The organism is Pelodictyon phaeoclathratiforme BU-1 (assembly GCF_000020645.1).
GTDB lineage: Bacteria > Bacteroidota > Chlorobiia > Chlorobiales > Chlorobiaceae > Chlorobium > Chlorobium phaeoclathratiforme.
On sequence record NC_011060.1, the window covers coordinates 13,126 to 31,805 of the forward strand.

The following is an 18,680-nucleotide window of genomic DNA, read 5'->3' on the forward strand; positions in this document are numbered from 1 at the left end:
AGCGTAACGCGATGCCATCAATGAAAAATAAACGTTTTAACCTTCTTCTTATTGCCGTTGTCACTCTTATGGCTCTCTGGTCATTATGGCCAACCTGGAGTGACTACACTCTTTCGAAGCAGCTCGATTCTTTTGCTTCAGCGCAGGATAGTCTGAAATATGTACTGAATCACCGCGAAGAGCTTGAAAACGCCCGCAAAAAGAGTCTGAAACTCGGTCTGGATCTGAAGGGCGGGATGCATCTGGTTATGGAGGTTGATCAGGTGGATCTTTTTGAACAGAAAGCATGGAATAAGGATGGGAAGTTTACTGCCATCATGCAGAATGTTCGGACAAAAGCATCGCAAAGTGATGCAAAGGTTATTGATCTTATCTCCTCCGAGTTCAAGAGTCAGAATATTCGCCTGAGCCGATATTTCTATGATATCCGCAATTCAGATCAGGAAATTGTTTCGAAACTGGAAAAAGAGTCTGAAGATGCCCTGAACCGTGCCAAGGAGATTATCCGCAATCGTATTGATCAATATGGTGTTGCCGAACCAGTCATTACGACACAGGGAAGCAGGAAAATCATTATTGAGCTTCCTGGTGTTTCAGATGAAAACAGGGTGAGAAACTTGCTCAAAGGGACGGCAAAACTTGAATTCAGACTTCTTCGTGAACCTGAAGTGATGGTCAGGACGCTGGACAGAATCAACTCATATCTTGTTCAAAACCAACAGAATAGTGCCGCAGTACAGGTTGCTCCCGTTCCTGACTCATCATCAGCCGCCTTGCCGGCGCCTGTTGCGCTCTCCGTGCCCAAACCTGTGGCGCCCGTTGCTCCGCAGTCATCTGCAACACCGCTTTATGATGTGATTGGTGTTTTTCAAAATGGTACCGCATTTACAACCGAGCAGTCGAAGGAGTATGTTGTATCGCTGTTGCACCGCAGTGACATCGTGGCATTATTCCCTCCGGATAGTGAGTTACTGCTTGCAGCCAAGCCCGATGTGGGCAAAAATGGAGAAAAGCTCTATTCCATCTATCTGGTCAGAAAGGGGCCTGAGCTGACAGGTGGTGTTATTACAGAGGCAAAAGCCACTTTCGGCTCAGAGGGTGTGCAGCCTGAGGTTTTGATGTCGATGAATTCCGAAGGGACGTCAAAATGGGCTCGTATTACGGGAGCCAATATCGGCAAGCGCATTGCAATTGTGCTGGATGGAGCTGTCTACAGCGCTCCTGTTGTGCAGTCAAAGATTCCAAACGGTAATTCAGTGATCAACGGGATTGAAAGTCTTGAAGAGGCGAAAGATCTTGAAATTGTCCTTAAAGCGGGCGCTCTTCCTGCTCCTGTCCGCATTATTGAAGAGAGGACGGTTGGGCCATCACTCGGCGCTGATTATATTCGCGCCGGAATGCAGTCCATTATCTGGGGTTTTGTGGCTGTGGCTGTTTTTATGGTGGTTTATTACCGGCAGGCGGGAATCGCTGCCGATGTAGCTGTGGTGCTTAACATCCTTATTGTACTCTCGGTGCTTGCAGGTTTTAATGCATCGCTTTCACTTCCGGGTATTGCCGGGATTGTGCTGACCATGGGAATGGCGGTTGATGCGAATGTTCTGATCTACGAACGGATACGTGAAGAGCTTGCTGAAGGCAAGTCGGTTATCACTGCCGTGACGCAAGGTTATGAACGGGCATTTTCCTCGATTCTTGATTCACATGTGACAACCCTCTCAGCGGCATTTCTGCTGTATACGTATGGTATCGGACCTATTCAGGGGTTTGCTGTAACATTGATGATCGGTACCTCGGCAAGCTTGTTTACGGCCATTGTGGTGACCAGAGAGATCTTCCATCTGTTGTTCATCAAAAATCTTATGTCAGACAAAAGTTTCGGTTAATATTTCAAGACGTTTCAACCCATGAGGATCTTTCATAATACCAGCTTTAACTTTATCCGATATCGTAAAATTGCGTACGGTTTTTCTCTTGTTCTGCTTGTTTCGGGCCTTGTTTCTCTCGCTGTTAAAGGGCTGAACTACGGTATTGATTTCAGGGGAGGTTCTGAAGTGGTGATACGCTTCGAGAAAGATGCTGATGTCGGCCAGATTCGTTCGATACTTGATGCGGCAGGTGTTTCAGGCACGCTGAAGCAGTATGGTATGGATCGCTCCTTTCTGTTCAGCACGGTTTTCCAGGGAGATACGGGGGAGTTGAAATCGCTTGTATCCAATGCACTTAATGATCGGATCAAGGATAATCGTCATGAAATTGTTCGCATTGATGCTGTGGGTCCGAGTATTGCATCCGATTTGAAATGGTCTGCGGTTAAAGCTCTTGTTGCAGCCCTTATTGCGATTCTTATTTATGTCGGCATCCGGTTTGAAACAAAATTTGCCGCAACGGGTGTTCTTGCGATTTTGCATGATGTGCTGACAGTTCTCGGAATTTTCAGTATTCTTGGCGGCCTCTTTGCGTTTATGCCCCTTGAAATGGATCAGAGTATCATTGCGGCTTTCCTCACCATAGCAGGTTACTCCATTACCGATACCGTTGTGGTTTATGACCGTATCAGAGAGAGGATCCGGGGTCAGAAACCCTCTGAATATGAAAGGATTTTCAATGAAAGCATGAACCAGACTCTCAATCGTACAATCATCACCTCGGGGACGACGCTGATCAGTGTTTTTGTACTCTTTATCTTTGCCGGACCGGCAATCAGGGGTTTTGCCTTTGCCGTCTTTATTGGTATCCTGATTGGTACCTACTCTTCAATCTTTGTGGCGGCACCTCTTGTCTATGATTGGCTCAGGATTACAAAAAGCTCCGTCCGTTTACGGGGAAGCAAGGTATCCTGAATGTGTTCTGATCACTCTGCTCTTTTATTCACTTTTTTCCCTTGTCCCCATAGTGGCAAGGGAACTCGATAAACATTCACCAGTAAGGAAAACCAGGGCATGAAAAAAGTATTTGGGAAAGCCGCATTGCTGCTTTTTATCGGATCATCATCTCTGCAAGCGCCAGCCATTGCCGACATGGCTGATCGGATTGTTGCTGTAGTTGGAAATGAGGTCATCTTTAAATCAGAAATAGATTCAAGGGAACTCATGGCTCGCATGCAGTATCCCGAACTGACCAAAAACAATGGTTTGTCACGCTCTATACTTGATGGGCTGATTGATCAGAAAATCATCCTTGCAAAAGCCAAAATTGACAGTGTCAGCATTGATGAAAATTCCATATCCTCTGCGGCAAGCGAACGGTTCAGGGAGCTGGGTACCAAATTCACCTCAAAAGCTGATATGGAGAGCCGTCTTGGCAAGTCCTCTGCCGGTATTCTTGAGGGGATTCGCCAGGAGCTGCGCAATCAGCAATTGGTCGATACGCTACGGCGCAAAAAGAGCGCAGGGGTTACTGTCAGTTATGATGAAGTGATGGCATTCTATTCGGCGAACAAGGAGCAGATCCCCCAGATCCCTGAAGAGGTCTCTGTTTCCCAGATTCTCAAATATCCCCCCGTTTCGGCGGAGGAGAAGGCACAATCGCTTGCAACGATGGAGCGGATTCGGACGGAGATCAAAGGTGGCGCCGATTTTGCTGCTATGGCAAGGCAGTACTCCCAGGATCCAGGTTCAGCCCAGTCAGGAGGTGATCTTGGTTTTGTCGCGAAAGGTCAGCTTATACCGAGTTTCGAGAATGCAGCCTACGCTCTCAATGAAGGAAAAATTTCTGATATCGTTGAGACCCGTTATGGATATCATCTTATTCAGTTGCTCAGCAAAGAGCCGAATTCGATCCATGTTCGCCATATTCTCATTGGATTTGATCGCAAGTCAGGAGATTTTTCATCGGTGACCCGGCAGCTCAACGCCGTGCGTGCTGATGTTCTGGGTGGCAAAGAGACTTTTGCTGATATGGCAAAAAAATATTCCGAAGATCCAGCTTCTGCAGCGCAGGGAGGTACGATTCTTTTGTCGGGGTCATCAAATCCACTGTTTTCACCTCTTGCGTTACGCCCTCAATTGCAGCAGATCCTCTCAACATTGCAGAAGAGCGGAGATATCAGTGAGGTTCAGAAAATCGATCCGCCACAGGGTGAGCCGTTCTATGCGATATACCGGTTGAATGAGCGCATTCCAGCTCATAAGCTTAATACCGAAAAAGATTATGCGTACCTCGAAGAGCTGGCACTCGCGGATAAAAATCAGCAGATCTTTATCAAGTGGGTGGAGCAGCTCCGCAAGGAGGTTTACGTCCGTACTTCAGACATCTAAGCGGCGGACGTAACGTGCATTTTTCTCGATAAATTCTCTCCGGGGTTCAACCTTGTCTCCCATAAGCGTGGAAAATACCTGGTCTGCTTCCATGGCGTTTTCCACGTTGACCAGCAGGAGTGAGCGGTGAGCCGGGTCCATGGTGGTACTCCAGAGCTGTTCAGGATTCATCTCTCCAAGACCCTTGTATCGCTGGATGTGGATATTCGCCTTACCCTTCTGCATCTTCTTCATGCCATCTGAAATACTGTTGCGCTCCTCATCATCCCATGCATACTGCTGATCTTTGCCTGATTTAACCAGGTAAAGCGGAGGCTGGGCAATAAAGACTCTGCCAGCTTCAATCAGGGCACGCATGTAGCGGAAGAAGAAGGTCAGGAGCAGAGTTCTGATGTGTGCTCCGTCAACATCAGCATCAGTCATGATGATGATTTTGCCATACCGCAGTTTTTCAACCGAAAACTCCTCTTCACCGAAACTGGTGCCAAGAGCAAGAATGATGGTCTTGATCTCCTCGTTCTCAAGCATTTTGTGCAGCCGGGCTTTCTCCACATTCAGAATTTTACCTTTAAGAGGAAGAATTGCCTGGAAGCTCCGGTCGCGACCCTGCTTGGCGCTGCCGCCTGCCGAATCACCCTCGACGATATAGAGTTCACAATGCTCCGGGTCATTGATCGAACAGTCAGCAAGTTTTCCTGGAAGGCCAGAGCTTTCGAGCACCGATTTTCTGCGGGTAAGCTCCTTTGCCCTTCGGGCCGCCTCTCTCGACATGGCTGCACCCTTCACCTTCTCAATAATCATCTTGAGCACATTCGGATTGCTTTCGGCAAACTCCGACAACTGCTCATTGATGACGGTTTCGACAATGCTCTGCGTCTCTGAGTTTCCAAGCTTGGTCTTGGTCTGCCCCTCAAACTGCGGTTCAGCCACCTTGACGGAGATAACTGCAGTCAGCCCCTCCTTGAAATCATCACCAGTCAGGGATAATTTCAGGTTTTTCAGCAAATCGTTCTTCTGCGCATAGGCATTAAGTGTTCTGGTCAGAGCCTTGCGGAAGCCGGTAACGTGTGTGCCTCCCTCATGCGTATTGATGTTGTTGACATAGCTGAAGACATTCTCCTGATAGGTATCATTATACTGGAGCGCTATTTCAACAATGGTACTATCCCGTTCGCCGTAAAGATAGATCGGCTCCTTGAGCAGGTTGAGGCGGTTCTGATCGGTAAACTGGACAAACTCCTTGATTCCGCCTTCATAATGGAAGATTTCCTGGAACCCTTCAGTATCCTGCACCGTTATCGAGAGCTCTTTGTTGAGGAATGCAAGCTCCCGCATACGGTCGATAATGATATCCTTGCGTAACTCGGTAGTCTTGAAAATAAGATGGTCAGGCAGAAAGGTGGTTTTTGTACCGCGATGGTCTGAACTGCCGATAACTTTGACATCACCCTGTGGAACGCCCCGCTCAAAGCGCTGGAAATAGAGCTTGCCGTCGCGGGAGACCTCGACCTCACACCACTCCGAAAGGGCATTGACCACCGAAGCGCCAACACCATGCAGACCGCCGGAGACCTTGTATGCCCCCTTGTCGAACTTGCCGCCAGCGCCAATGACCGTCATGACCAGCTCAAGCGCCGATTTCTGCTTTTCCGGATGAATATCCACCGGAATACCCCGACCATGGTCAATCACCGTAACCGATCCATCAGGATTCAGGGAGACAAAGATATAATCGTTGAAGCCACCAAGCGTTTCATCAATCGAGTTGTCGACAATTTCGTAGACAAGATGGTGAAGGCCACGGCTGTAAATATCGCCAATATACATGGCAGGGCGCATGCGGACATGCTCGATGCCATCAAGAACCTGGATGTTGGTTGCTCCGTAGCTCGCTTCTGTCGGAGGTGTCGGGAGGGAAAGGATATCGTCTTCCTGCATAATAGTCAGCTATAACTGGTGAGATGGAAATTGAACCTCAAGATAATAAAAATGCCGTCATAATGCTTGCCTATCGGCGAGGAATCAAGCCCAGAAAGCATCGGGAAAATGTTCAATAATAAACGAGCTTATCCGTTTTTCCTCCATATGTTGCACGCGAATTGCAAGCACGTCGAAGCGGCAGTCGCACTCCCCTGCGCTGTGGAGAGCAAGGTAAGCCCGTGCCGCCTTGATGATCTCATGCTGTTTCTGGAGTGTCACCGCTTCAGCCGGGTGCCCCTTGGCAGAAGAGAGGCGGGTTTTTACCTCAACAAAGCAGAGTGTTTTGCCCTGCCGGGCGATAATATCAATCTCATTGCGATGGAAACGGTAATTGCGCTCAAGGATGCGATACCCCTTCTGGACAAGGTAGTTAACCGCGAGCTGTTCACCCTCCTGACCGAGCAGATGCGGGTCGTACCCTGTAGTCATGGCTTTTCACCCAGTTGACGAAGCCTGAAGCTCTGGCGGTGAATCGGGCAGCGTCCATGCTGGCGGATAGCTTCGACATGCGCCCTGGTGGGGTAGCCGACATGGCGCTCAAAACCGTATTGCGGGTACTCACTGGCGTACGCCACCATCAGCTCATCCCGATGGGTTTTGGCCAGCACCGATGCAGCCGCAATTGAAAAGACCTTCGAATCACCCTTCACAACAGTTTCATAAGGGATTGGGAGCTCCGTGCGGAACCGGTTGCCGTCAACAAGAAGCAGCTCTGGCTGGATCGGTAATGCTGCAACAGCCTGGTTCATGGCAAGCATGGTCGCCTGGAGGATGTTGATTTGGTCAATGGTCTCAGGATCAACTTCAGCAACCGCCCAGAAAGCCGCCGCATTCCGGATGGCAGGGGCAAGCAATTCCCTCTCGGCCGCCGAGAGCTTCTTTGAATCATTCACCCTCTCAAGTATCGTACCAACCGGCCTGAACCAGCGAGGGAAGATAACCGCCGCCGCAACCACAGGCCCGGCAAGTGGCCCCCGGCCCGCCTCGTCAATACCGCAGACAAGTGCCGTTGTTTGCCACAGAGGCCATTCGTAATCGGTAATCATCTCTTCTTCTTGCCTCGGTTCTTTGTTGTAAAGTGGCACATTCCTGACATGCAGTGAAAACCCTTGATGCCTCTCACTCCCTTGATAAAGCACCATTCAGGAACTGGACAAGGGGGCTCACTACACCGAATGTTTTGGCAAGTTCCGCCACAAATCCGGGATTGGTGACTTCATCATCGGTGAAAAAGCGCTGGGTGTAATACCCCTTGAACTTGAGATACTCTATTGCCGGATTCGTGCTGTCATACCCCTTTGGCGGCCTGACCAGCTTCCCTGAAGGCAGGATCCCTTCCGGAAAATGAGAAGAGAACTCTTTTTGAGCAATGAGTGACTGCCACTCGGCGAAATGAGCATCAATCTCCCGCCTGAGCTCTTCCAGAACGGCGGCTTCGGGCATATAGATGCCTCCCCCGGCAAACGTTGCACCCGGCTCGATGTGGAGATAGTAACCTCCGAGGGGGCCTTTCCTTCCGCCTTTGCTGATGAAGGCAAAGAAATTCGTCTTATAGGGAGATTTGTCTTTTGAAAACCGGATATCCCGGTTGATGCGCATCATGCAGCTCTTTGGATCAAGGCCGGAGAGGGCAATACCCTGGTCAAACGCAGAGATCGCCACAAGAAGCTGAAGCACCGTATCGAGCATCTCACCATAAGCCTGCTGGTACTCGCTCTTGTGCTCCGTGAACCAGACTCTCTCATTATTGCCCTTCAACTCACGGAGAAAGGCGAGGGTTGTGTCGGTAATCATCGGTGGAAAGATTAATCTGCGTTACGAAAAGAAAAAGTACACATCCTGTATTTATCTTTCTCAAAAGATGGAGCCTTTTTCAGGCTGACTGGAGTGTATCATTGACCCATTTGTTTAGGCTTTTTCCTGCTTTTATTGCCTTCAGATGAATGGCATGGTGCAGTTCCGGGTTCATTCTCAGTACAAATTTACCGGAAAATGGCTTATCCGGTTTTTCGCCCCGCTCTGCACAAAATTCGAGATAATCATCGACAGAATCCCGGAACGCCTGCACGATCTCATCAACACTGCGTCCCTGAAAGGTGACGACATCTTTCGTGTCGACTACCTCGCCATGAAACAGACCGGCCTCATCGTCAAACTCAATATGCCCTGTGTATCCCTTATAGTTCAGCATGGTACTCCACTCCTGCTTCTTGTAAAAAACGTCTTATTGATTTAAGCGCACTTTTGTCACACTCCTTTTCGGGATGCGGCCTGTGAAAAACTGCACGAACCCCATTCAAAAAAATCCGTACTCTTGATCCGTTTCCCTCGGAAATTTCTGCTCCCAGACCCTGTATCAGCGTTTCAATATCGCACCACTTCACGTCAGAGCGTACCGGATCTTCAAAGATCCTGGTTAAAATTTTTTGCTGTTTTTTATGCACGAACAAGTATCACTAAGTGATATCAAAACGCAACTAATAAATGTAAAAAATAAATCACGTTGAAAAAAAATTACCATCTGAGTGCTTTTAGTCAGTCAAATCTCCTTTGCCACCATGACAACCTGAAATCCATCATTTTCTGCAATTCCTGAGAGGCCGGATGGGAAAAGAGTTCCCGACCATTTTCATCGCATAAGGGTGCGGGTAAGTTCAATCTCTGTTCAGCACCCCCAGAATCTCCTGAAAGCTTGCCAGCCCGGCTTCGAGGTTTTCGATTATTTCCCCGGCCAGTTGATCCGGCTCTTTTCCTGAACAGCCCATCCTGCCGCCATGAGTTGGCAGTCGATGGCGTCACGAGCTTTCTGTTCGGGAGTTTGGTTCAGAGAATTTTTATCCGGCATAACGTGAAAGGAGTGAAACGCAACACGAAAAAACTGATACGTTCAATGTACATAACTTCAAAGAAATCTTGCAAATAGAAAGCCGCCAAGAAGGGCTTTGGTTCTTGATCGTAACGACGCATGTGCGCAGCCTCCTCTGTGCCGGTTTTGGCGGTTTCCTGTCTATTATTTCTTATCTTGATCGTCAATCTGCAGGCCATTCGGCTCATTTTTCCGCCTGACGGCTGTCGCTGGGCGGATGAAACAAAAAAGAGTTATCAGTTGGAGAATGTTCCCTGTAAGGGAGCGGCGTGGTTTTGGGGATCCGTTCTGTGTTGTTGTTTATTTTTAGAGAAGTTGTAACAGGGGGGAATCCCCCGGGTTCTTGCCATTATTAAAGAGTGTGCAAATGAAGAAGAGTTCGAATAAGCAGTTGCTGATGAACAAAACCGGTGACGAGATACAGGTTGCACTGGTTGAGGAGGGACGTCTGGTTGAATTGATTATTGAGCGTCCCGAAAGCAGGAGGAGTATTGGTGATATTTATCTTGGCAGGGTACATAAGGTTGTGGAGGGGCTTAAGGCGGCCTTTGTTGATATCGGCCAGAAGTCGGATGGCTTTTTGCATTTTTCCGATGTCGGCACAACAAATGAGGATTATCGTGCGCTGATTGAGGATGATGATGATGATGAGAATGGCGGTGTGGATGATGGCGATGATGCGCCGCAGGGTGCACGCAGTGGTGATGAACCGGCGGCGGGTGCAAATGTTAAGTCGGCTGCCCGCAGTGGCAGCAAGGCCCCTTCGGCAGATGATCAGGATCGGGCTGAGAAAAGGCAGTCATACACACAGATGATTGCTGGCAAGCTCAAGCCGAATGACTCCATTCTGGTGCAGGTTATCAAGGAGCCGATCAGCAGCAAGGGTTCCCGCCTTACTTCTGATATTACGATTGCCGGGCGCTTCATGGTGCTGCTTCCTTTTGGTGGAGGGCAGGTAGCTGTCTCCCGCAGGGTTGTTGCCCGCAAAGAGCGTTCAAGACTGAAAAAGCTGGTGCGCTCCATGCTTCCTGAAGGTTTTGGGGCCATTATCCGCACTGTTGCTGAAGATCAGGAGGAGACGTTGCTGAAGCAGGATCTTGAGAAGCTTCTTGCCAAGTGGACGCAGATTGAGGAAAAGCTGCAGGATGCTGCCCCTCCCCAGTTGATTTTCAAGGAGGATACGATCATATCGAGTGTTTTGCGTGACTCGCTTACCTCTGATGTCACGGAGATTGTTGCCAATTCACAACTTATTTACAAGGAGACGCTGAACTACATTCAGTGGGCTGCGCCTGAGATGGTGAAAAATGTCACCTTCTATCAGGGAAAACTTCCCTTGTTCGAAGGCTATGGCATTGCCAAGGATGTTGAGTCGATCTTTTCGCGCAAGGTATGGCTTAAGTCGGGTGGCTATATCATTATTGAGCATACCGAGGCGATGGTGGTTGTTGATGTCAACAGTGGAAGGTATGCAGCCAAGCGGGAGCAGGAGGAGAACTCTCTGAAAACCAATCTTGAGGCGGCGCGGGAGGTTGTGCGGCAGTTGCGGCTGCGTGATATCGGCGGCATTATTGTTGTTGACTTTATCGATATGCTTGATCAGAAAAATGCCAAGAAGGTTTATGATTCCATGAAAACCGAATTGCGCAATGATCGGGCGAAATCAAATATTCTTCCCATGTCTGATTTTGGTATCATGCAGATTACCAGGGAAAGAATTCGTCCAAGTTTGATGCAGCGGATGGGCGATCAGTGTCCTGCATGTGGAGGTACCGGGGTGGTGCAGGCAAGGTTTACGACCATTAACCAGATTGAGCGCTGGCTCAGGAAGTATGCGCTTCAGCACAATATGAAATTTCAGCAGCTTGACCTTTATGTCAGTCCGACTGTGGTTGAGCCGTTGCAGAACAGTGACATGAAAACGGAGTTGAAGTGGTTTCTCCAGCACATGCTTTTTGTTCAGGTGAAGCCGGATGAAAGTCTCAGAAGCGACGATTTCCGCTTCTACAGCAGAAAAAATAACAAGGATATTACCGCCGAATATGGCGATATCTAATCAGTAATCAGAGCAGAATGTGTGTTATGGGACAGTATGATTCTTTAAAAGATGCGATTTTGGGTTTTTCTTCACTTGGCGCGTCTGCGCTCTGGGAAATTCCGGAAGCAAGGCGTGTGTTTAATCAGTTCAAGCAGTTGCTTAATGAGGGGCTGGTGAGGGCTGCGGAAAAATTTGAAGGAGAGTGGCGGGTCAACTCCTGGGTCAAGGAGGGAATTTTGCTTGGTATGCGCCTTGGCAGATTGCAGGAGAGTTATGTTGCGCTTGATGAGCATGAGACAGGGTTTGCTTTTATCGACAAGGATACCTATCCGCTTAAAAAGATTACGCTTGCCAATAATGTCCGTATTGTTCCCGGAGGATCGGCTGTGCGTGATGGATCATATCTGGCGCCTTCGGTGGTGATGATGCCTCCTGCTTATGTCAATGTTGGTGCCTATGTTGATGAGGGTACCATGATAGATTCCCATGCCCTTGTGGGTAGTTGTGCACAGGTCGGTAAAAAGGTGCATCTTTCGGCTGGTGTTCAGGTTGGTGGTGTGCTGGAGCCGATCGGCGCCATGCCGGTCATTATTGAGGACGAGGTGATGGTCGGGGGTAACTGTGGCATTTATGAGGGCACCATTGTGAAGGAGCGTGCGGTTATTGGCACCGGGGTGATTCTTAATGGGTCAACTCCTGTTTACGATCTTGCCCTGAATACCATTTACCGCAAAACTTCCGAATCTCCGCTGGTGATTCCTGCCGGGGCGGTTGTTGTTGCCGGATCACGAAAGATCAAGGGGGATTTTGCTGCTGAACACGGGCTTTCCATCTATACACCGCTGATTATCAAATACCGTGACGACAGGACCGATAGCGCTACAGCCCTTGAAGAGGCTCTCAGATAAACGCATGCAGAGCAACGAAAAGAGGAGCAGGGGCTGGTTGTGGAGAGGCTCTTTGCGACAGGGTTTGCTGGCCCTTATGGGCGCATTTTTTTTCTTTTCAGCACACTCTCCTGCACTCCTCCTCTCAGCGGAGCCTGCCCGGTTGGCTCCCGCTGACTCTGCCAGTTCTGCTGACAGAGAGTATTTTGATATTGTCAAAAGTATTGACCTTTTCAGTGAGGTCTATAGTGAGGTCTCAAAAGGCTATGTTGATACGCTGAATGTCAGTGGGTTGATGTATGCCGGTATCGATGGCATGCTTCGTACCCTTGATCCGTATACGGTTTTTCTGGACGAAAATGATGCGGATGAACTCGATGAGCTGACCAGCGGGCACTATGCCGGTATCGGCATTACGATTGCCTCTGTTGACACTTTGTTTTATGTTACATCGGTTGTTGATGGCTATGCTGCGGCAAAAGCGGGCCTCAGGATTGGGGACACTATTGTTGCTATCAACGGTCGGGAGATCAGGACAATGTCGCTGGATGAGGTTAAAACCCTGATCAAGGGGCCTGCCGGTTCACCGATTACCTTCCTGATTGAGCGTCAGGGCGTCCCCTCTTTTTCCTCGACACTGATGCGGGAGGAGGTGCGGGTGAGCACCGTAAGTTATTCCGGTATTCTTGACGGTACGGGCTATATCGAGATGAAGAGTTTCGGTTCCCATTCGATGGATGATCTGCGTGAAGCCATTCAGGGCCTTTTGCGTCAGGCCTCAGAGCAGCATTTTCAGCTTAAAGGCCTGATTCTTGATCTCAGAAATAATCCGGGAGGATTGCTTAATGTTGCCGTTGATGTTGCTTCGCTCTTTGTCAGTAAAGGCAGTGAAGTGGTATCCATTCGGGGACGTTCTCCGGAAATGGCTAAATCCTATGTAACCGCCTCTCCTCCGCTGCTTCCCGCTCTTCCCCTTGTGGTTCTCATCAACAGCCAGAGTGCTTCAGCGGCTGAAATTGTTGCTGGCGCGATTCAGGATCTTGATCGCGGGGTTATTATTGGCGAGCGCTCTTATGGCAAAGGGCTGGTACAGTCGGTTATACGGATTTCCTATAATAGCTCACTGAAGCTGACGACGTCGAAATACTATACTCCTTCGGGCCGTTTGATCCAGAAAGAGGTCAATAATGCGGTGCGTGAATCGCGCAAGGTGATTCCCGTACCGCAGGGAGAGACGGCAACTCAGATTTTCTATACCAAAGGAAAGAGAAAAGTGTATGGCGGAGGTGGTATTCTGCCCGATATCCAGCTCCCTGAACCGGTTACCTCTCCTTATCTTTCGGAGCTGAACAAGAGGGGCCTCATCTTTCTTTTTTCTTCCGCGTATCGTTCCCTGAACCCGGTGATGCCTGTGCAGCCACTCGACCGTGCGGCGGTTATGGTATCGTTTGCTGATTTTCTGCAGCGCAGGAAATTTGTCTACACCTCCGATTCCGAACGCCGTTTCAATGAGTTGCGGGAGAGTATGAAGAAGGTTCAGTCGACAAATACGGAGAGTGATTCTCAGAGTGTCACTGCTTTTCAGCAGGAGATCGATCGGCTCAAGAAGCAGGAGATTACAGCAGAGTCGGAGCATGTTGCCCAGGCTCTTGAAGTGGAAATTCTCCGCCATTTCAATGATCGTATTGCACGAACGGTAGAAATTGGGCATGACACGGCGGTCAAAAAAGCCGTTTGGCTCTTTTCTGATTCCCGTGGTTATTCACGGATTCTTCATCCCTGAATGGCATTCAGTTGTTCCCGTTTATACTCCCTGATTTTACGGTGAGCACCGATGGCAATCATGAGGTTGCTGATGCTCAGCAGGCTTTCGGCCAATCCGTGCAGCAGGTCGTCGTGTGAAAGTGTTGGATACCCTCTGACGACGGTGGCGAGGTACATGCAGAAGATGGTGACTGAGATGAATATCAGCACAAACCAGAAGCCGGCAACAGTCAGACCGGAAAAAATTGTCCGGTCACGGCGCCAGACTTTCAGCAGCAGTACCAGAAAGGTTATATAAACTACGCTTGAGAGTTGGAGAATCGCGTCAAAGATATCGGCCCCAAGGTAGGATTGTGGTTTTCCGGCAATCATGATGGCAGCAAGAGCGGCAGTATAACTGGTTGCTGAGGTTTTTTTGGTGCTTTTCAGCAGGTTCAGTGTGGCGAGCAGGAGAGCTGTGCTGCCAAAGAGATTGATGAGTTCCGACATATCGAGAAGTATCGGAATGGTGTCACCGGAGATGTGATAACCCAGTACAAAAAAGCTGCCACTCCAGTGTGGCAGCATGGCGAGGCCAAAGAGGCGAATGTCGCGCCGCCCCGTTATTTTTCCATAGTGGAAGAGCAGTGCGGCAGCAATTCCCCATTCAAGCGCTGATGAGAGATGGATAATCCAGTTGGGAAGAGAGAGTAACATTTAGCAGCCCTTGATGAGGTGGTAGATATTTTTGGAAAAGATCTTCATCTGGGTTGACCAGGGAGCAGGCACCATTTTTTTATAGAGATAGGAGTCGAAGGTTATCTGCTGTACATCATCGTCGGCGCATATGGCGACAAAACTCTCCCTCAGTCGGTCGTTACGGTAGTAGGCTGCCTGCAGCACTTCAAGACCGAAAAAGATCGGAGCATAGAGCTTGCGGAACTCTTTTTCATAGTTCTGCAAGGGGGTCTTGTTTTTTATATGCTCAATCATGGCCTGAGCCCCAAGTTTTCCGGAGCGCATGGCAAAGAAGATTCCTTCTCCGTTTGCCGGTGTGACCAGTCCTGCAGCGTCTCCGACAAGGATCGCCTTCTCCTGGGTAAATGATTTGCGTGGCTTCATCGGGATTTTTGCAGCTTCGTCAAGATAGGGGGCATCGGTGATCCCGATTTTTTCAATAAAGCGTTTCTGGAGCGCCTTGAGGTTGTGCCGCTTGTCCTCTGTCCCGGTACCGATTGCCAGATGATCCGCCTTGGGGAAAATCCACCCATAAAAGTCAGGAGAGACCTCGCCGTCAAACCATATTTCAACGATATCGCTGAATTTCTGGATGGCCGGGGTGTATTTGAATCGCTGCTGCATGGCAATCACCTTCAGTTCGTTGAGCGGAAAGTGCAGTTCATCGGCAGTTTTTGAGTTTGCGCCGTCGGCTCCGATAATCTTGCGAGCTCGCAGTGGCGCCACCTTGTCGTTGAGTGTATTGATGACAAAGCCGTCTCCCGAGTGTGAGATGGATTTGACCAGTCCTTCAACAATGACGGCTCCGGCCCGTTCAGCTTCAGAACGCAGATAGCGATCAAATTTTTCGCGTCGTACCATGCCGACATAGCCGTTCGGCATATGCATTTCAATGATCCTCCCTTTTGGAGAGCGGGCTCTCATGCGGGAGAGCTTTTTTTCTATCAATTCGGCAGGAATCTGGAACTCCTCGATAAGACCAAGAGGAATTGCTCCCCCGCAGGGTTTGACGTTGTCAAGGTTTCGTTCAATGAGAACGGTTGATATTCCGGCTTTGGCCAGTACGGCGGCTGCTACGGCTCCTGAGGGGCCACCACCGATTACTGCGACATCATAACGCATAGCTTAAAGCGTGATTAGTTTTGAGGCGAGAAATTCCCGTACCCTCGAAATTTCGATCCTCTCTTGTGTTGCCGTGTCGCGGTAACGTACGGTGACGCTGTTTTCCTCCAGAGACTGATGATCAACCGTGATACAGAAGGGTGTGCCGATCTCGTCCTGGCGGCGGTAGCGTTTGCCGATAGAGCCTGCATCATCATATTGGACAAGGTGTGCCGCTGAAAGTTCTTCTCTCAGCAGTGAGGCCATCTCTCCCATTCCGCACTTTTTCATCAGCGGCAGTACGGCTGCTTTGATGGGAGCGACTTTCGGTGAGAGTTTCAGCACAACACGTTCATCGCCATCAACGGTATCTTCTGTGTAGGCATCTGCAAGCAGCGCCAGGAAGAGTCGATCGCATCCGGCAGAGGTTTCCACCACATAGGGGAGGTAGCGCTCATTGGTGAGCTGGTCGATATACTCCATATTTTTGCCGGAATACTCCTGATGCTGTTTCAGATCAAAATCGGTTCTGGAGTGAATCCCCTCAATCTCTTCAATACCGAAGGGGAACTCGAACTTGATGTCGTAGGCAAGGTCGGCATAATGGGCCAGCTTGTCATGTTTGTACCAGTGCAGTTTCTCCTTTCTGAGGCCAAGGGCGCTGGTATACCAGGCAAACCGCTCTTCTCTCCATGCCTCAAAGGCTTCCGCCTGGGTACCGGGTTTGACGAAGTACTGCATCTCCATCTGCTCAAACTCTACCATGCGGAAGATGAAGTTTCCTTTCACAATCTCGTTTCGGAAGGCTTTGCCGATCTGGGCTATGCCGAACGGTACCTTCATGCGTGAAGATTCGCGAACGTTATGGAAGTTCACGAAAATCCCCTGGGCTGTTTCGGGCCGCAGGTAGACAATATTTGATTTATCGGCAACAGCGCCCATATTACACTGGAACATCAGATTGAACTGGCGTACCTCTGTCCAGTCACCCGAGCCGGTGTCCTGTGCCTTGATCCCTTCGGCAATGATAATATCGTAGAGTGCACGGTTCGAGTCCTCTGCCCCGGCGACGGCTTCATATGCGCTTTGTACCCTCAGGAGCTCTTCCTCCTTGCCGTCCCGTCGCAATTTCTCAATATGGTTTTCGATCAGATGGTCAGCACGGTAGCGCCTTTTGGTGGTTTTGTCGTCAATCATCGGATCGTTGAAGCTTGCTACATGACCTGAAGCCTCCCATACCCTCGGGTTCATCATGATCGATGCATCAAGCCCTACAATATTCTGGTGGCGACGGGTCATTGAGTTCCACCAGAGTTCCTTGATGTTTCTTTTCATCTCGCTGCCCAGTGGCCCATAGTCGAAGCATGAGGAGAGTCCCTCATAGATTTCCGATGACGGGAAAATAAACCCTCGACGTTTGGCCAGTGAAACCAGTTTATGCATCACCTTATCAGGAGGCAGATTGACACTTTGCACCCGTGTCTGGTCAGAATTGCTCATCGTTCGTTCAAAATAGTGTGGAAAAATAGCTCCGGGTACTCCCGTTTAACAGAGTAAAACAAGGAATATAACAAACCAGCAGGGATAAATCAGGAAAGGGTGTGGTTAAAAGAGATTCGGTGATGAAGGCTGAATGAGCAAAAGAGAGTTCCCGCTATCGATAAAAAAATTTTTACGTTGCACTATATTGTATCCTGAAGGATCGATATCAGCGATCGAACATTTGCAGATATTCAGGAACTCTAAAAACCATACTCATATGGAAAGCAGCAAACTGCTCATTATCAGTACCATTGGTCAAGAAAACCATGAGAAGGCCACCCTGCCATTCGTGCTTGCTACGGCATCACAGTCACTGGATGTTGAGGTTGTGATGTTTCTTCAGTCATCGGCGGTGGTTCTGGCAAAAAAAGGAGAGGCAGAAAAGGTCAGGGCTGAGGGGTTTGCTCCTCTCGGAGAGCTGTTTGATACCTTCATGGATATGGGTGGAAAACTCTATCTTTGTTCCCCGTGTATTAAGGAAAGAGATATTGCTCCCGGGGATCTGGTCGATGGTGTGCAGATCGGCGCCGCCGGAACACTTGTTCATGAAGTGATGAGTGCTGACTCGGTGGTTACCTACTGATTGTCATTGTAGCCAGGTGCTCTCAAAAAACGCAGGGCGCTCTTTTTCTGTGCCCTGCGTTTTTTTCAGCGTTCCTGCTGGATTTATTTTTGGAGAACGCTCATGATTGCCGCAGCGTCATGGTTGGTTTTTTGAAGAGGGCGTACTGCAGCCATTGGTGGGCGAAGAGCATCAGTTCTGCTTCGTCGGTTTTTACCATTTGAAGCAGTTCATCATCTACCTCGAACACCTGAAGGAAGCGGCTTTCCATCATAAAGTCCCTGAAGGCATCGAGGTCATAGCTGGCCATGAAAAACATTTTCAGGCTTTTTTCATTTGGTTCGAGTTCGGGACTCAGCAGTTTTTTGTCGAGAATGATGTCCATCCAGACCCTGTTTTTGTCGTCATAGTCATCGATCTCCTGGCTTTTTCGCCACTCTCCGACTGTCCACTCCTGTTCTTCCTCAAACCCCTTGCAGTGCGCTTCTTTTATGAGAAAATAGAAGTCGTTTCCTCCTGCCGTTGCGTTTTTGTGGATGCCGAAGCCGATCGGGTAATAACGACATGCCAGAGGCCGGTCATTGTAAACGGTACACCCCTCTTCTGCAACAAATTTGCACTTGCCCTCATCGTGCAGTTTCAGCCTGACAAAAGGGAGCTTCGATTCTTGCTGGATTACCGGTTCGGTGTATGCCGAAAGAAATTCGGCTGACGAGAGACCGAGCCTGTTCTTCATCCTCAGGATGTCATACGGAGTGAGGAAAATATCGGGATTGCTGCAGCAGTTGTTGTAGCACGAAAGCCCTTTGTGGCAACTGAACTGAAAGGTGCTTTCGCTGGTTAGTCTGGTTTGTTCATTGAGTTCTATACCGAGCTTGTCAAGGAAGTTTTCCATAATCCACCTGTTTTAATTCGTTACCGTCATTAACCCCGCAGAAAAGCAGAAAGAAGAGCGGGCTGTCAA

At 49.2% G+C, this 18,680-nt stretch carries 18 protein-coding genes; 7 read left to right on the plus strand and 11 right to left on the minus strand.

The features are described from left to right. Positions 1 to 11: 11 nt before the first annotated feature. From secD to PPHA_RS00070, 3 genes are all read left to right on the plus strand, one after another. Positions 12 to 1,886 carry a protein translocase subunit SecD gene (gene secD / locus PPHA_RS00060; protein WP_012506870.1) on the plus strand — a complete coding sequence of 625 codons (1,875 nt, stop codon included), beginning with the start codon at positions 12 to 14 and terminating at the stop codon, positions 1,884 to 1,886. A gap of 21 nt (positions 1,887 to 1,907) precedes the next feature. Further along, a complete protein-coding gene (secF, locus tag PPHA_RS00065) occupies positions 1,908 to 2,843 on the plus strand; it encodes a protein translocase subunit SecF (RefSeq protein ID WP_012506871.1) in 936 nt (311 codons plus the stop codon). Between the two features lie 99 nt (positions 2,844 to 2,942). Next, positions 2,943 to 4,259 (plus strand): peptidylprolyl isomerase, encoded by a 1,317-nt coding sequence (locus PPHA_RS00070; protein ID WP_012506872.1) that lies wholly within the window; start codon positions 2,943 to 2,945, stop codon positions 4,257 to 4,259. Here the strand turns inward: PPHA_RS00070 and gyrB are convergent. From gyrB to PPHA_RS16450, 7 genes are all read right to left on the minus strand, one after another. Then, positions 4,248 to 6,197 (minus strand): DNA topoisomerase (ATP-hydrolyzing) subunit B, encoded by a 1,950-nt coding sequence (gene gyrB / locus PPHA_RS00075; protein WP_012506873.1) that lies wholly within the window; start codon positions 6,195 to 6,197, stop codon positions 4,248 to 4,250. The genes PPHA_RS00070 and gyrB overlap by 12 nt on opposite strands. An 84-nt stretch (positions 6,198 to 6,281) precedes the next feature. After that, on the minus strand, positions 6,282 to 6,668 hold the full coding sequence (locus PPHA_RS00080; protein WP_012506874.1) for a YraN family protein: 387 nt from the start codon (positions 6,666 to 6,668) through the stop codon (positions 6,282 to 6,284). After that, complete coding sequence (locus tag PPHA_RS00085; RefSeq protein ID WP_012506875.1) at positions 6,665 to 7,285, minus strand: ribonuclease HII; 621 nt, start codon at positions 7,283 to 7,285, stop codon at positions 6,665 to 6,667. Before PPHA_RS00085 ends, PPHA_RS00080 begins: the two co-directional genes overlap by 4 nt. Positions 7,286 to 7,358: 73 nt before the next feature. Further along, on the minus strand, positions 7,359 to 8,033 hold the full coding sequence (locus tag PPHA_RS00090) for a DUF2461 domain-containing protein (protein ID WP_012506876.1): 675 nt from the start codon (positions 8,031 to 8,033) through the stop codon (positions 7,359 to 7,361). 79 nt (positions 8,034 to 8,112) lie between these two features. Beyond that, positions 8,113 to 8,430: a type II toxin-antitoxin system HicB family antitoxin gene (locus PPHA_RS00095; RefSeq protein WP_012506877.1), complete on the minus strand. Its 318-nt coding sequence runs from the start codon at positions 8,428 to 8,430 to the stop codon at positions 8,113 to 8,115. Next, positions 8,417 to 8,689, minus strand: a complete 273-nt coding sequence (locus tag PPHA_RS00100) for a type II toxin-antitoxin system HicA family toxin (protein ID WP_041526349.1) — start codon at positions 8,687 to 8,689, stop codon at positions 8,417 to 8,419. The genes PPHA_RS00095 and PPHA_RS00100 overlap by 14 nt, the downstream gene beginning before the upstream one ends. Positions 8,690 to 8,958: 269 nt before the next feature. Continuing rightward, complete coding sequence (locus tag PPHA_RS16450; RefSeq protein ID WP_263053215.1) at positions 8,959 to 9,084, minus strand: hypothetical protein; 126 nt, start codon at positions 9,082 to 9,084, stop codon at positions 8,959 to 8,961. Between the two features lie 388 nt (positions 9,085 to 9,472). On the opposite strand from PPHA_RS16450, the gene PPHA_RS00110 reads away from it, so the two are divergent. Genes PPHA_RS00110 through PPHA_RS00120 form a run of 3 tightly spaced genes read left to right on the plus strand, consistent with a single transcriptional unit; the run spans position 9,473 to position 13,813 of the window. Then, positions 9,473 to 11,161 carry an Rne/Rng family ribonuclease gene (locus PPHA_RS00110; protein WP_012506880.1) on the plus strand — a complete coding sequence of 563 codons (1,689 nt, stop codon included), beginning with the start codon at positions 9,473 to 9,475 and terminating at the stop codon, positions 11,159 to 11,161. A 26-nt stretch (positions 11,162 to 11,187) separates the two neighbouring features. Continuing rightward, positions 11,188 to 12,051, plus strand: a complete 864-nt coding sequence (locus PPHA_RS00115; protein ID WP_012506881.1) for a 2,3,4,5-tetrahydropyridine-2,6-dicarboxylate N-succinyltransferase — start codon at positions 11,188 to 11,190, stop codon at positions 12,049 to 12,051. A 4-nt stretch (positions 12,052 to 12,055) separates the two neighbouring features. Next, the gene (locus PPHA_RS00120; RefSeq protein ID WP_012506882.1) at positions 12,056 to 13,813 is read left to right on the plus strand and encodes a S41 family peptidase; all 1,758 of its coding nucleotides are present in this window, start codon (positions 12,056 to 12,058) and stop codon (positions 13,811 to 13,813) included. Here PPHA_RS00120 and PPHA_RS00125 read toward each other — a convergent pair. The 3 genes from PPHA_RS00125 to PPHA_RS00135 are packed head-to-tail and all read right to left on the minus strand — an operon-like array spanning position 13,804 to position 17,112. Continuing rightward, positions 13,804 to 14,490, minus strand: a complete 687-nt coding sequence (locus PPHA_RS00125; protein WP_012506883.1) for a DUF3593 domain-containing protein — start codon at positions 14,488 to 14,490, stop codon at positions 13,804 to 13,806. The two genes, PPHA_RS00120 and PPHA_RS00125, sit on opposite strands and share 10 nt — an antisense overlap. Next, a complete protein-coding gene (locus PPHA_RS00130; protein WP_012506884.1) occupies positions 14,491 to 15,633 on the minus strand; it encodes a geranylgeranyl diphosphate reductase in 1,143 nt (380 codons plus the stop codon). A gap of 3 nt (positions 15,634 to 15,636) precedes the next feature. Continuing rightward, complete coding sequence (locus tag PPHA_RS00135) at positions 15,637 to 17,112, minus strand: glycine--tRNA ligase (RefSeq protein WP_012506885.1); 1,476 nt, start codon at positions 17,110 to 17,112, stop codon at positions 15,637 to 15,639. Positions 17,113 to 17,371: 259 nt separating this feature from the next. Here PPHA_RS00135 and PPHA_RS00140 point away from each other — a divergent pair, with 259 nt between their 5' ends. Further along, entirely contained in the window at positions 17,372 to 17,737 is a 366-nt protein-coding gene (locus PPHA_RS00140; RefSeq protein WP_012506886.1) for a DsrE family protein, read from the plus strand. Between the two features lie 100 nt (positions 17,738 to 17,837). Here PPHA_RS00140 and PPHA_RS00145 read toward each other — a convergent pair whose 3' ends face one another. Further along, positions 17,838 to 18,611, minus strand: coding sequence for a YkgJ family cysteine cluster protein (locus PPHA_RS00145; protein ID WP_012506887.1), 774 nt, complete (start codon positions 18,609 to 18,611; stop codon positions 17,838 to 17,840). Positions 18,612 to 18,680: the final 69 nt, after the last annotated feature.

Coding starts and splice junctions, on each gene's coding strand:
- secD (WP_012506870.1), top strand. CDS start 12: ATGCCATCAATGAAAAATAAACGTTTTAACCTTCTTCTTATTGCCGTT.
- secF (WP_012506871.1), top strand. CDS start 1,908: ATGAGGATCTTTCATAATACCAGCTTTAACTTTATCCGATATCGTAAA.
- PPHA_RS00070 (WP_012506872.1), top strand. CDS start 2,943: ATGAAAAAAGTATTTGGGAAAGCCGCATTGCTGCTTTTTATCGGATCA.
- gyrB (WP_012506873.1), bottom strand. CDS start 6,197: ATGCAGGAAGACGATATCCTTTCCCTCCCGACACCTCCGACAGAAGCG.
- PPHA_RS00080 (WP_012506874.1), bottom strand. CDS start 6,668: ATGACTACAGGGTACGACCCGCATCTGCTCGGTCAGGAGGGTGAACAG.
- PPHA_RS00085 (WP_012506875.1), bottom strand. CDS start 7,285: ATGATTACCGATTACGAATGGCCTCTGTGGCAAACAACGGCACTTGTC.
- PPHA_RS00090 (WP_012506876.1), bottom strand. CDS start 8,033: ATGATTACCGACACAACCCTCGCCTTTCTCCGTGAGTTGAAGGGCAAT.
- PPHA_RS00095 (WP_012506877.1), bottom strand. CDS start 8,430: ATGCTGAACTATAAGGGATACACAGGGCATATTGAGTTTGACGATGAG.
- PPHA_RS16450 (WP_263053215.1), bottom strand. CDS start 9,084: ATGCCGGATAAAAATTCTCTGAACCAAACTCCCGAACAGAAAGCTCGT.
- PPHA_RS00110 (WP_012506880.1), top strand. CDS start 9,473: ATGAAGAAGAGTTCGAATAAGCAGTTGCTGATGAACAAAACCGGTGAC.
- PPHA_RS00115 (WP_012506881.1), top strand. CDS start 11,188: ATGGGACAGTATGATTCTTTAAAAGATGCGATTTTGGGTTTTTCTTCA.
- PPHA_RS00120 (WP_012506882.1), top strand. CDS start 12,056: ATGCAGAGCAACGAAAAGAGGAGCAGGGGCTGGTTGTGGAGAGGCTCT.
- PPHA_RS00125 (WP_012506883.1), bottom strand. CDS start 14,490: ATGTTACTCTCTCTTCCCAACTGGATTATCCATCTCTCATCAGCGCTT.
- PPHA_RS00130 (WP_012506884.1), bottom strand. CDS start 15,633: ATGCGTTATGATGTCGCAGTAATCGGTGGTGGCCCCTCAGGAGCCGTA.
- PPHA_RS00135 (WP_012506885.1), bottom strand. CDS start 17,112: ATGAGCAATTCTGACCAGACACGGGTGCAAAGTGTCAATCTGCCTCCT.
- PPHA_RS00140 (WP_012506886.1), top strand. CDS start 17,372: ATGGAAAGCAGCAAACTGCTCATTATCAGTACCATTGGTCAAGAAAAC.
- PPHA_RS00145 (WP_012506887.1), bottom strand. CDS start 18,611: ATGGAAAACTTCCTTGACAAGCTCGGTATAGAACTCAATGAACAAACC.